The sequence below is a fragment of the Kribbella pratensis genome (assembly GCF_004366075.1).
Lineage (GTDB): Bacteria > Actinomycetota > Actinomycetes > Propionibacteriales > Kribbellaceae > Kribbella > Kribbella pratensis.
Map to the genome: position 1 here is coordinate 445535 of NZ_SODU01000004.1, position 13499 is coordinate 459033.

Sequence of the window (13499 nt, forward strand, 5' to 3'; positions counted from 1 at the left end):
TCATCCTTCTCTGCTAGTACCGGCCCTGCTTGTTCCGGAGATGACGCTGCGCAGCAGGTCGCCGAGTCGCTCCCAGTCCGGCAGCCGCGTGCCGTCACCGAGCCCGTACCAGGCCGCCGGACGCGAGGCCGGTCCGATCGGGACGGGCTTGGTTGTCGCGCCGATCCGCGCCTCCTGCGGACCGATCGCGAGACCGATCGGCCCGGGAAATCCGGTGAAGTGCGGGTACGACGTGGTGTCGGCGGCCGCACCCGCCGCGCTCACCAGCACTGTCACCAGCTCCACCTCTTCGGCGAGCTGCCCGATCACGTCCCGGACCGTGTCGGCGTCGGGCGGTTCGAGTCCCGGCTGTGCGACCGCGAGCATCACGGTCTCCTCGATGCCGGCCGGCCGGCTGCTGATCACGGCGGATCCGGTCGCGGGCCGGACTCCATCGGTCGATGCGCCGACCACGGTGAGGAGCGAAGGTCTCGGAGACCGGCGATGGCAGTACGCCGTCAGCGAGGCACTGGCCTCGGTGTTCCACGGACGGTTCACCGGCTCCTCGGTACCCCAGCCGATCGGCGGCGCGCCGGTCAGCTCGGTGAACAGCAACTCGGTGGCCCGGCCAACGATCGTGCTGTCCAATGCCGGGTAGCGGACGCGCGCGAGCACCTGAAGGTTCGCGCGGACATCGAGCTGCTGAGGATCGGCCGTCCACGCAGTGGCCAGTTCCCCGCGGCCGTCGGTCCCTGCGACCGGGGCGAACTTCTTCCCGTCCCAGCTCAGTTTCACACCCGTCAGCCCGTCGTACGCCTCGTCACCGCCGGCGGCCTGCACCACCCAGCGGGTGTTCCGTCCCGAGAACAGGCGGGTCCGTGCCGGATAGCTGAGCCGGACGCCGGCGGGGGTCACCAATTGGACGCCGCGACCCTCACGTTCGGCGGCCGCCACCGCATCGAGCAACCAGGCGGAGAGGCCGACGACCGGGCGGTCCTGCATCATCACGGCGACTTCGTCGGTGATGAGGTCCAGGCCGGGGCTGTAGTCCAGTGCGTTAGGCATGCTCGGCTCCATTCCGGGTCGCGGCGGCGGGCGGCGGTGCCCAGATCCGGCCGCCGGCGCGCTCGACGAGCTGCTCGGCGTACCGCCACGCCAGCCGCGAGCCGGCGTCGTGCGTCGCGGCGCGGATCTCCACCCACCAGGTCGGCGTCGGTACGTCGGCGTACGCGGCCCCGAACTGCCGCATCGGCTCGCCCGGCACCTGGATGTACATCGGGGTGTCGATCGACACCAGCGGTACCTCGTTCTCGTCGCAGAGCTGGATCACCATGCCGCCCGACACCGCCCGGACCCGATGCTCGGTGCCGCTGGCCGCGAGCGACGCGAGCACGTCCTCGTCCGACGGCATCCGCTCCAGCAGCGCCACCACGTCGTACGTCACGAAGAACCTCCATGTCTCAGCGGACCGTTGCCGTCGGCAAGCGCTGTTTGGATCAGCACCGGGCTGTCCCCGCGCCGGACGAACAGTCCCCGTCCGGCCGGGTAGCTGTCCGGCCGGGCGCCGGTGAAGATCTGGCCTTCGCCGCGGTCGCCGGCCATCACCAGGCCGGCGCAACCGGACTCGAGCACGGCCTGCAGGAACGGTTCGTACATCGAGCGGGACGCGCCCGAGGCACGTCGTACGAGGACGAAATGCAGTTTGAGATCGCGACCGGACGCGACGTACGGCAGCAACGGTTCGAGCGGCGACTGGCCGCCGGTGGTGAGCAGGTCGTAGTCGTCGACCACGACAACGATCCGCGGTCCGGTGCCGGCCGGCGTACCGGAGCCGTGGGGCATCCGCCGCTCCAGCTCCTCGGCGATCGCGCTCGCCAGCCCGGCGGCTTGCCGGATGTTGGTGGCGTGGCCGCCGATGTAGTCCTCGGGCAGCGACTTCACCACGTCGGTCAGGGAGCGCCTGGGATCCATCACCCCGAACACGAGCTCCGAGGACGCGGCGTACCGGTCGGCGAGCTGCTGCATCACCAGCCGGAGCAGGTTCGTCCTGCCGCACTCGTTGTCGCCGAAGGCAACCAAATTGCCGTCGTCGCCGGACAGGTCGAGCAGCACCGGCGCCAGCCCGGCCTCGTCCAGCCCGATCGGCACCCGCTCCGGCTCGGTCACCGAGCTCGGCAGCGCCCGACGTCCGACCTGGAACGGCAGCACCCTGACCTGCGGCGCGAGCGCTCCGCTCCAGGCGGACCTGATCGCGACCGACTGTGCCTCGAGGACCTGGCTGAGGCGATCGTCGTCGACGTGGCCGTCGACGCGTGGCAGCGCGACCTGGGCGAACAGCTTGCCTTGCGGCGTGAGCAACCGCCCGGGCGGGGCGCTGCGCATCGTCTTCTGCAGGCGCGTGTCGATCATGGAGTCGGACGGATCGTTCAACCTTAGCTCGAGCACCGTGCCGAACAGCGACTGCAACTGGATCCGTACGTCGTTCCAACGCAGCATGGCCGCCACCACGTGAACGCCGTACCCGCTGCCACGCTGGAGGATGTCCGCGATCGGCTCGTCGATCTCGTCGAACTGCGTCCGGATCGCGCCGAAGTTGTCGACCAGCAGCACCACGTCCGCACAGGGCAGCTCGGGGACCTCGCCCGCCCCATGGAGTTCGCGCAGGGTCTCCATGGTGTCGATCCCGCGGTCGCGGAAAACGCGTTCGCGGTGGTCGATCATGCCCCGGATCTCCTCCAGCGTCCGGCGCAGCCGGTTCCGGTCGGTGCGGATCGCGATCCCGCCGACGTGCGGCAGATCGCGCAGCGGCTGCAGCCCGCCGCCGGCCAGGTCGAGGCCGTAGATCGCCACTTCTGCAGGGGTGTGGCTGTGGGCGAGGGCGGTCACGATCGTGCGGATCGTGGTGGTCTTGCCGGACTGCGGACCGCCGATCAGCGCGCAGTGCCCGCCGGCCGCAGTCAGGTCTAGTCGCAGCACTTCCTGCCGTTGCCTGCGTGGGTCGTCGAGCACCCCGATCGGCGGCGCCAGCTGCGGCGACCCGGCCGGGAACTGCAGTCCCCGCGGACCTGGCCTCGGGTCGCCCGCGAGCTGGTCCAGTGTGCAGGCAACCGGCAGCGGCGGCAGCCAGATCTGGCTGACTTTCTTGGCCGCCGGTTTGATCTGGCCGACGAACATGTCCAGGACGGTCGGGCCGGTTGTGCGCTCGGTGGCGCCGTCATCGTCGTCGGCTGCCGGCGCAAGTGCTGCGAGGTCCTGCTGGTACGGCGTGAGCAGGTACGGCCGGACCACTGGGCCTGGTTTCTCCGGCTCGTGGTCGATCCGACCGGTGTACGGGCCGGAGACGTACGCCGCCTTGAAGCGCTGGTACACCGAGACGTCCACCTTGAGATAGCCGAACCCAGGCAGCGGTGGCAGGTGGAATGCGTCGGTGGTGTCCAGGACCGAGCGGCTCTCGTCCTCGGAGAACGTGCGCAAGCCCAATCGGTACGACAGGTAGGTCTCCAGCCCGCGCAGCTGACCGCTCTCGATCCGCTGGCTGGACAGCAGCAGATGGACGCCGATCGATCGTCCGATCCGGCCGATCGACAAGAACAGGTCGATGAAGTCGGGCCGTACGGTCAGCAGTTCGCCGAACTCGTCGATGATCACGAACAGGTGCGGTAACGGATCCAGTTCAGGCCGCTGCTGCCGAAGCAGCCGGTAATCGGTGATGTTCGCGATGTTCCCGGCATCCCGCAGTACCCGCTGGCGGCGCTGGACCTCACCGGCCAGGCTCGCGTACGCCCGTTCGGTCATCGTCGGGTCGTCGACCAGGTTGGTGATGATGCCGGCGACATGCGGTACGCCGTCGAACGGGGCGAAGGTCGCGCCGCCCTTGTAGTCGATCAGGACCATCGCCAGGTCCTCCGGACTGTGCGTCGCGAGCAGCCCGAGCACCAACGTACGCAGCAGCTCGGACTTGCCCGATCCGGTGGCGCCGACGCACAGACCGTGCGGGCCCATCCCGAGCTGGGCGGACTCCTTCAGGTCCAGCATCACCGGGGCACCGGCCTGGTCGAGACCGATCGGGACCCGCAGGAAGTTGCGCTCGCTCCGGGCGGACCACATCCTCGCCCGGTCGGGCCGGCCCGGGTCGTCGATGCCGAGCATGCCCATGACGTCGATGTCGGACGTGTACGCGTCCTCCTCGGCCGACTCCTTCGACAGCCGCAGCGGCGCCAGCCTCCGCGCGATCCCCTCGGCGACGGCAGCGGCAGTGCGGTCGGGCTGGCCGGTGGCGACCAGTGGCTGAGCGCCCCGGAGATCCTCGACGACCAGCTCGTCGCCTTGGACCGAGATCCGGACCGCGACGTTGCTGGGTTCCTGGGTCCGGTCGGCGACCAGATGCAGAACAGTCAGGCCGAGTGCCGCCGTGTCCTGGCTCTCGCCCGGTGCGCGGACCTCGGCACTGACCTGCCCGTAGGTGTCGTGGAGCACCAAGAGACGCTGGGTCAGCCGGCGGCTGTCGAGCTGGCCCATCGACCCGCGGCGGGCCTCACTCGCCCATTTCGTCCGCTCCGCCAGGTCGTTCGCGATCAGGCCGGCCAGCTCGACCGGTGACGGCGCGATCCTGCGGAACGGGTGCGGGCCGTCCTGGCGTTCCGGATCCAGCACGTGCGGCAACCAGCTCAGCCATTCCCAGTCCTGCATCGCCGCGGGCGGGAAACACGCCGCCAGTTCGACGTCCTCCGGCGCGTGGAACACCGCGGTCTGCAGCAACAGCGACCGGGCCACGTTCACCACGCCGTCACGATCGCCGACGATGCTGACGTTGCCGACCTGGTCCACCGGCACGGTGAGGGGCATCTCCGGCATCAGCGCAAAACGGCGTACGACGGCCTGCGCTTCCGCCATCATGAACGGATCGGGCGGATCCATGGTGGCACCGGGGTTCTGCGTCACGGTGGCCGGGCCGACCGGGATCCGGCCGGTGCCGCAGCGGACTTTGAGGAAATCCGAGTCGGTACGGCGGCGTTCCCACAACCGCGCCGGGTCGCGCGCGCAGTCGACCAGGGCGTCGCTCGGCGGGTCCAGGAGGCCGGCTTCCGAACGTACCGTCCGCTCGGTCTTGGCGAACTCGTCGCGCAGGCGCTCCAGGTAGTCGAGGTACCGCTCGCGCTGCTTACGCCTGTCCCGGCCGGCACGACCGCGCTGTGACATCGCCGAGCCGAGTACGCCCGCGAGCGTGGCCACGAGCATCGCCGCGCCCACCACCATGAACAAGGTGCTCCGCGTGACCGCCATCATGCCGACCGAGCCGAGTACGCCGGTGATCGGCAGCAGGGCCTGCATCGCCCCGCCACCGCCGCCGGCCTGGCCGAGCGTCGGCGGCGCCTCGATCACCTTCGGCGGCTGCTCGCCGAGATGCCGGGTGCTCCGCGCCGGGCGGTGCACGAGGGTAGACACGGGGATCTCCTTCCGGGAGATATGGCGCTCAGCGCGTTTGGGTTGGGCTCGCCGTGGGTCGTCTGGTTGACGGCGTTCCTGATGAGGTTGGTGACGGGCTGGGGGCCACCGTCTGCGTCGGCTGGTTCTGGTGCTGTTTCTCCTTGGCCAGCTCGCGATCGATGAACGACCAGCCCACGCACCCGGCGCAGATCACGGCGGCCAGCGCGACACTGGCGAACAACTTGCCGACGCCCTCGTCCAGGCTGTGCCGGGCCCGGTCGGCCCCGAACAGAGCGGCATCACGGAGCCGCTGCCGCCGTACGCTGACCGACTCGATGACCTGGTTGTTGTACTCCCGAGGCACGGCCGGTCACCCCGTCCCGCCGGCCGCGGCCAGCGCCTCGTCGACGGACGTCCGGCTCGGGTGGAACTCGTGAACCGTGCCGTCCCCGACCAGGAACATCGTGTCGGTGAACCCAGGCATCTCGAACAGCCACCAGCCCTGGACCTCGCGACGGCGCCAGGTCGCCAGGTCGGCCGCCGTCACCGGATCCGGACGTGCCGGTGACTGCACGGTCAGCCAGGCAGCGAGCTTCGTCGCCGGCTCTGCGCCGGGATCCACGTGCTCCCAGCCGCGTTCGGCCGCATACGCCGTGAGTTGCTCGTCGTACGGCGTACCGCTGCCGAGCATCCAGCTGTCGCGGGTCGCCTTCACGACCACGATCGGACCGCCGCCGACGGGTGGCCTGCCCTGACCGGTGTCGAACCACTGCGCTGTCGACCAGGCGAAGACCCACGCCCAGCCGACATCCGCGACCTGCTCGTCATTCGTTGCCAACCGCAACGGTTCGCCCGGCGACTCCATGCTCTCCAGGAACGCGGCTGCGACTGCGCGCGCTTCACTCAGCTCCATGCGACTGTCCTTCGTTGCTTCCGTAGTTCGTCCGCAGGAACTCGAGCCCGGCGCCGAACCGTTCGAGCCGTGCCCAGGTGCGCTGTTGCGGGTCGACGAAGTACACGCGGTCGTGGCGATTGACGACCATGAACACGTGTCCCGACGTCGGGATCCCGAGAAACGAGCGATAACCACACACCAGGCCACGGGCCCCGTCACCGGCGTGATAGATCTCCTGGGCGATCTCCTCGAAGTCACCGACCTCGCGGAAGGTCGCGTACGGCACACCGACCCGCTGCGTCATCCGCAGCCGCTGACTCCCCTCGAGCTCCCAGGGCTCAACCATCACCGCCGAAGACGGCTGCCCCCGCAAGGTCAACTCGGCCGCAATCACCGAAGCCTCACAGTTCTGCCACTTCCTCCGGGCCGGCAACCCCGGCCGATCCGGATTGATCTCGACCAACTCCGGGAACAACCGCTCGAAGTCCACCCCACGCCCATTACCTCTATGCACCTGAGGCACCGCGGCATGCACCCCGGCCCCGGGCAACTTGCTGTGCACCTCCGGCATCGGGTTGGGCGCCTCGGGCAACTTGTTGTGCGCCGTCGGCTGCGGGTCGGGGAGCTGGTTGTACGTCGACGTACCGGTTGGCTCGAACTGCTCGACGCTGCCGTCCGGGTGCCGTAGTACGGCGCCGCCGGTGTGGTCGAACGTTGCGCGCCCACCGTCCCAGACGGTCCGACCGGTACGCGGGTCGACAACCTCGTACCGCACCCTGAGCGCACCCGGCTCCGCGCCCGGCACAGACGGCATGAGCTCGGCCCGCACCTCGTGCCCGGACGCGATCCACCTGTCCCACTCGTCGCCCATCCGCTCCCAGGCAGCCGGGTTCACCCGAACCTCGCGCGGCACCAACCGATCCACCGCAGACCAAGGCACATGCCGCCCCCACGGATCGGCACCCACCGCCTCCCGCGCAGTCACCGACAACCTCGGCGCCCCACCCTCCGGTACGCGAGCCCGAAACTCGTTCCGCCCCAACCGCCCAACAGCCCCAGCTTCCGCAGGCCCCTCAGACCCAACGACCGAACCCGAAGCCACAACATCCCCACCAGAACCAACCGGCTGGCGTGAGGACTCACCATCACCACCCACCGAACCAACCGGCCGCCGCCACGGCTCGCCTCCGCCACCACCGGATCCAACCGACCGGCGCAAAGACTCACCATCACCACCCACCGAACCAACCGGCCGCCGCGACGGCTCCCCACCACCGGATCCAACCGACCGGCGCAAAGACTCACCATCACCACCCACCGAACCAACCGGCTGCCGTGACGGATCGCCATCACCGGATCCAACCGGCTGGTGCGGCGAGCTGCCGTCACCACTCGCCGAGCCAACCGCCGGGCGCGGTGTCTCGTGCTCGCCTGGCCCGGAGTTGGCCTGTGGGTGCTGGGGTTCGCCGGCTTGCTGTGTGGTTCCTGGTGTCGTCGGGCGTTCCGGCCGCGGGTAGCGATAGTCGATCAACTGCGAGTCGTCGGGCAGCGGCCCGAGTTCGCCCCACCGACCATCGGCGCCGGGCGTCAACCACCGCTCACCCGGTCGCCGCATCGCCACCTCGATCGACCGAAGCGCCCGGGTCCGCGGCGGCCACGGACCGGTCACCGGCGCGTGCTTGTCGTACAGCCGTTGATTCCTGTCCCACCACCGAACCCGCCCGCCTCGGTCGACGAACGCACCGAAGGCGTGCCCGCTGCCCTCATGCCAATCGACACCGATATAGACCACGGTCCCCGGCGGACTCCCGCGCAACGACCGCTCCAACTGCTGGTAGGCGTCGGCGGTGAACTGCTCCGGCGTACCGAGCCGCGGGTCATGCAATCGATGCGCCGGTCGGCCGCCGAACCACTCCCACATCTCCGACCGCGGCTCTCCCGTACCGAATGCGTTGCCGACGGCAAGTCGCGGCTCGCCACCGTTCATCATGTCGGCGAACACCCGGAACGCTTCGGCACAAGCCGTCCGCGTAGCGAGCGCGTCGGGCGACCCGTCGTCGAGGATGCGCGACCACTCGTCGACCCGCGCCAGCCGATCGCCGGCCGAAGCCGCCCGGAGCCGGTCCAGCTTCCGGCCGTCCGGATCCGGGTTCTCCCACAACACGGGCCGAACGTCCGACCGCGGCTCCCCCGGATCCCCGGTGCGCTGCCGATCCGACCGCAACGACTCAATCAACTTCTCATCACCCGGCCGCCACTTGGCAGCCCGACCGATATCCGGCTCCCCACCACGCCGCGCCGGATCCCCACCACGCCGCGCCGGATCCCCACCGCGCTGCGCCGAGTCCCCACGGCGCTGCGCCGACTCCCCACCACGTTGGGCCGAGTCCCCACCATGGCGACCCGCTTCCGCACCACGTTGACTCGCTTCTTCGCCACGCTCCCCGCGCCGTCCTACCCCTCCCGGCGCCTCAGAACGCCCCTGCGTACGTCGCCCCTTGCCCCCGTCCTCCCCAAGAAGCCGACGCGCAATCTCTCCCAGCCCGTCGTCATCCCCACCACGCCCAGCCTGCCCACCATCCGCCGGCTCTTCCGCACGCCCGGGCCCGTCCGCACGCCCCGGCCCGTCCGCACGCCCGGGCCCGTTCGCACCTCCAGACCCGTCCGCATTCCCCGGCTCTCCCGCGCGCCCTGGCTCTGCCGCGCGCCCCGGCTCTCCCGCACGCCGCGACGCTTCCTCCCGCCCCGACCGCTGCGCATGCTCCGGCTGCCACACGTGCTTGGGCTGCTCGGCATGACGACCCGGATCCTCCGACCTCTCAGACCCCTCCGTCGCAGGACGGGCACTCGAGTCGTCATCCCCCGACAGCTTCCGCGCGATCTCCGCGAAGCCGCCGTCGTCGTCCCCCGACAGCCTCCGCCCGATCTCCGCAATACCACCGTCGTCGTCGCCGTGCCCCGATCCGTCGCCACGACGCGGCGCGACATGATCCGGATCCGCACCAGGCCATTCGTGCCCCTCCGACTGCCCCGGCCGATCAGCACGATGCAGTCCATCGGTGTGGGCCGGCTCGCCGGCGTGAGTCGGCTCGCTCGCGTGAGACGGCTCGCTCGCGTGAGACGGCTGACCCGCGTGAGACGGCTCGCCGACGTGAGACGGCTGGGGGTGTTGGACCGTGCCGTCTTCTCGTACGACGTGTACTGGGGGGCGGTCTCCTTCGGGTAGGTGGTGGGTGATTTCTGTGGCCGAGCGGGACGGCAGGCCTCCGGTCGGCGTACGGCCGTGCTCCGTCCCGAGTGCCCGGCCCAACGCCGTACCCGCGTCCCCGGTCACCCGTCCGCGGATGTCGCGTCCGCTGCGGGACGCGTGCCGGACCAGCTCGCGTACGCCGGCTTCCACCGAACCGTGCGACGGCGTGCCGCCGAGCCGCAGCTCCTCGATCTCGACGTGCGTTGGCGTGTCTCGGATCGCCAGCACCGACGCCGGGCGGCCGTGCCGGCCGTACGAGACGAAGGTCCGGCCCCCCGCCGGCACGTTGACGCCGTTGCCGTCGCCGAGATCGACGTGCGCGTCGGCGTCGGTGTCGTTCTCGACGACCTCGACGCGGCCGCCCTCACGGCGGAACTCGTCGGCAGCGCGCGACAGTCTGTTCGCGGTCGCACCCGGGTCGATGCCGTACGGCGAACCTTCCGTACGGCGTGCGTGCAGCTCCGCGAAATCCCGGCGTACCAGATCCAGCGTCTGAGGGTCGAACATCGAATCCGCCCGCCGCGCGATCTGCTGCACGTCGGACGGCGACCATTCGGACAGGCCGCTGCCGGGCATCCGGTCCGTACGACGGCCGATCTTGTGGTGGAAGTCGTGCGCATCGGCGAGCGGCATCTCCGACGTGACCGCGAGGCCGCCGTTGTCCGCGGCGTACCGCGCAACGAAGTGCTCGACCGCGGTCGCCGCGCCCTTCAAGCCGGTGTGGGCGCTGCCGAGTTTGCTGAGCTGGACCTCACCATGGCGTACGTCGAGGGAGATCGCGGACACGATCCGGTCGCCGACGCTCGCGACCACGGCGTGCGGATGCGATCCGTCGAGGGCTTCGGACAGGTACTCGCGGCCCTTGCGCTGACGCTCCGGCAGGTCGCCGGTGTCCAGCCCGCGGCGGGCTTGCTCAGCGAACCTCTTGTACCGCTCGCTGCCGCGATCGAGCAGCTCGACCCTTGCACCCGGGTGCTCGTAGAACCTCTGCACCCGCTCACTGATGAACCGCAACGCCTTCTCGGGCACGCCGTTCCCGACATTGCGATCCACGCTCCGGTCGGGGTCGGGACTGCGATCCGCGCTCGCGTCGGGGTCGGGATTGCGATCCGCGGTCCGGTCGGCTTCGTGGTCCGCGCTTCGGTCGCGGTGGTGTGGGTCGTCGACCGGCGAACCGCCCTGGCTGGAGCGGGCCACACGACCCGTGTCGACCCCGGCCGTCGCGGCAACCGGCGCGAACGGCGCAGGCTCGGGATACATAGTCTTGCCCGGCTCCGACGTGTGATCCGGCCGATCCGTTTGGTCCGGTCGATCCGGCCGATCCGTTTGGTCCGGTCGATCCGGCCGATCCGGGTGCTCCGGCCGAGTTGGGCGATCCGGGTGGGTCGGGCGATCCGTGTGCTCCGGACGGTTGGGGCGGTCCGGGTGGGTCGGACGGTCCGTGTGCTCCGGACGGTCTGGACGGGTCGGACGATCTGTGTGGTCCGGGTGGTTGGGGTGGTCCGGGCGTGTGTGTTCGCGGGGTGTGGTGGGGGTTTCGGGGCGGCGTTTGGTTCGGTTGGGTTTGCCGTCGTCGTTCGGGTGAGTCTGGTCCGGGCCGTCGTCGGGGCGGGTGTGGGTGGACGGCACGTCGCCGCCGTGTCGGGAACCCACCGGCGCGGGCGGGTCGACTCTGCCTGCCGGAATCGGAGTCGGGTTGCCGATCGGGGTCGGCGTACCTTCGCGACCGGGCTGCTCCGGCCTGCCCGACTGCTCGGGTCTGCCGGACTGCTCAGGTTCGCCGGGCCGGCGCGGCTCGTTCGGTCGGCCTTGCGGCTCGTGGCGGCCGTCGGGGCGCTCCCTCGGGTCCACCGTGGTCGGCTTCACCTCGGTCTCTTCGCGCCCGCGCCGGTCCCCCGGCTCCCCCCGACCCGGGTCGCCGGTGTGGCGCGAATCGACAGTCTGGCGCGGATCAACAGGATTGCGCGGATCGACAGGGTGACGTGGATCAACAGGATTGCGCGGATCCGCCAACTGGCGTGGGTCAACCGTCCCCCGCGGATCAACCGGATGACGCGGATCGACCGTCCCACGCGGATCGACCGTTCCGGGGGGATTGACGGGCTGGTGGGGGTCGATGGGGTGGCGGGGGTTGGTTGGGTTGTGGGGGATGTGGTGGGGGTCGGTGATGTGGACCTGGGGTAGTTCGGGGGTCAGGGTCTTGGTGAGAGGTACGCCGCGTTCGATGCGTACTGTTTCGCCCAGGATCGGGATATGGGAGATGCCCTTCAGCACATCGCCGAGGACCGGGAGCTTGGTGGCGCCGCGGATCGCCGAGGCGCGGATGTTCGCCTTGAAGTCCAGGTACGTGCCGGCGTGATCGACGATCTTGCCGATCGCCGGCACCTTGCTCGCGAGCCCCGCGAACCGGCCCACCTTCGTCGCGAGCGTCGCGAGCTTGCCCACCCCAGGGACGAAGCCCAGTACGCCGGCCACCGCACGCGCCTGATTACCGGAGTTCCAGTCCTCGCGGATGTCGTCGATCTGCGAGGCGAACCTGGAGTTCATCTCCTTGCCGAAGCTGTCCGGAGTGACCAGGTCGATCGCGTCGCCGACGCCGGGAATGGCGTGCAGCAAGGACACGAAGTCCATCGCGGCCTGGCCCCAGGCGTCGAACGTCTGGTACATGTCGGCCGGCGGGTGCCCGAACATCGAGTCGACGTGGAACCACTCCCGGGCCGCCCATTGCACGCCGAACATCACCGTCAGCGCGTCCACGGCGTCGACGGCGAAATCGCCGACGTCCATGATCCACGGCTTGTCCCAGTCCTCGTACCCGCCCCACGGCGGGTAGACCGGATCCTCGTTGTGGACCAGCACCTTCGGGCCGGTCCGCATCGGCATCCCCGGCTGCCAGTTCCGGTCGAGCGTCTCCGGGTTCCAGCCCGCTCCGCCGTACAACGCCTCGATCTTGTTGGCGCACTTGACCTGACAGTCGAGGATCGCCAGGACGAGGTTGCCCATCTCCTCGCCCAACCGGTTGTTGTCGGCAATGATGTTCTCGTAGTCGTTCCAGTCCTCGCCCTCGGACGTGACCTCGCGGTCGATGACCTCGAGGAACGTGTACGCCTCCCGCTTGGTGCGCTCGAGCCGCTCGTGCAGCGGCCGGACCTCCCGCACGTACGCCTGGATCGCGTCACCGGCGTCCTTGATCGCGTTCCCGACCCGGGCGCATTCGTTGTACGCCGGGTTGATGGTGCACATCAGCTGGTACGCCTCCGGAGCGACGTACACGCCCTGCAACTGCCAGAAGTTCCGGCTGACGGCCGCGCCGGTGTCGGTGATGAACTGCCCGACGTCCGACAGATTCCTGCCGTTGGACTCGACGTAGTCGAGGTTGCCGGGGATCAGGTCCGGTACACCGTCGGGATTGACCAGTGGCATCAGGCAGCTCCGCCCGGGGTCTTGCCGGAGTCCACCGTCGATGTGGCCCCGGTGCCGGTGTACGGCTCGGTCGGGCCCAACTCCTCCCCACCAAGACCGCCGGACTTCTCGAACTTGCCCGTACCGGTGGAGGGAGCCTCAGGCTCCGGGCGCTCCGCCTCCCGCGACTTCATCTGCTCCTCCGACTTGCGCTGCGCTACCTCGGACTCCCGGTCGAACACACCGTTCGCGGCCCGCTGCGCGTTCAGCGCCATCTCCTGATGCCCGTCCAGGTAGGCGATCGTGGCGTCCTTGGCCCCGGTCATCGACGCGATGATCTGCGCCGCGATCGCGTTGAACGATCCGTTGTAGGCGATCGCGAACCCGTTCAGCGCGTCGGCGATCAGGCCGCCGGCGTTACCGGCCACACCCCCCAGGTACGAGCCGTAGTTCCCGGCGTACGTCTCGAGCTTCAGAGCCTCGTCGTACGTCGCCTGCAGCACCCGGCTGACCCCTTCCGGGTCGATGTCCCAGTCCGTCATGGCC

General features: G+C 69.9%; 7 protein-coding genes. All 7 read right to left on the bottom strand.

Going from position 1 to position 13499, the window contains the following annotated elements; translation table 11 throughout:
* From EV137_RS34535 to EV137_RS34565, 7 genes are read right to left on the bottom strand one after another with little or no spacing between them, the layout of a single operon-like run.
* The gene (locus EV137_RS34535; RefSeq protein WP_134132287.1) at window positions 1-1044 is read right to left on the bottom strand and encodes a DUF6177 family protein; all 1044 of its coding nucleotides are present in this window, start codon (window positions 1042-1044) and stop codon (window positions 1-3) included.
* Window positions 1037-1423, bottom strand: a complete 387-nt coding sequence (locus tag EV137_RS34540) for a hypothetical protein (RefSeq protein WP_134132288.1) — start codon at window positions 1421-1423, stop codon at window positions 1037-1039. The genes EV137_RS34535 and EV137_RS34540 overlap by 8 nt, the downstream gene beginning before the upstream one ends.
* Entirely contained in the window at window positions 1420-5424 is a 4005-nt protein-coding gene (gene eccCa / locus EV137_RS34545) for a type VII secretion protein EccCa (RefSeq protein WP_134132290.1), read from the bottom strand. The genes EV137_RS34540 and eccCa overlap by 4 nt, the downstream gene beginning before the upstream one ends.
* Before the next feature lie 28 nt (window positions 5425-5452).
* Window positions 5453-5770, bottom strand: coding sequence for a hypothetical protein (locus tag EV137_RS34550; protein WP_134132291.1), 318 nt, complete (start codon window positions 5768-5770; stop codon window positions 5453-5455).
* A 6-nt stretch (window positions 5771-5776) separates the two neighbouring features.
* Window positions 5777-6319 carry a YrhB domain-containing protein gene (locus EV137_RS34555; RefSeq protein WP_134132293.1) on the bottom strand — a complete coding sequence of 181 codons (543 nt, stop codon included), beginning with the start codon at window positions 6317-6319 and terminating at the stop codon, window positions 5777-5779.
* A complete protein-coding gene (locus tag EV137_RS34560) occupies window positions 6306-12974 on the bottom strand; it encodes a toxin glutamine deamidase domain-containing protein (RefSeq protein ID WP_134132295.1) in 6669 nt (2222 codons plus the stop codon). Before EV137_RS34560 ends, EV137_RS34555 begins: the two co-directional genes overlap by 14 nt.
* Complete coding sequence (locus tag EV137_RS34565) at window positions 12974-13495, bottom strand: DUF6507 family protein (protein WP_134132296.1); 522 nt, start codon at window positions 13493-13495, stop codon at window positions 12974-12976. Before EV137_RS34565 ends, EV137_RS34560 begins: the two co-directional genes overlap by 1 nt.
* Between the last annotated feature and the right edge of the window lie 4 nt (window positions 13496-13499).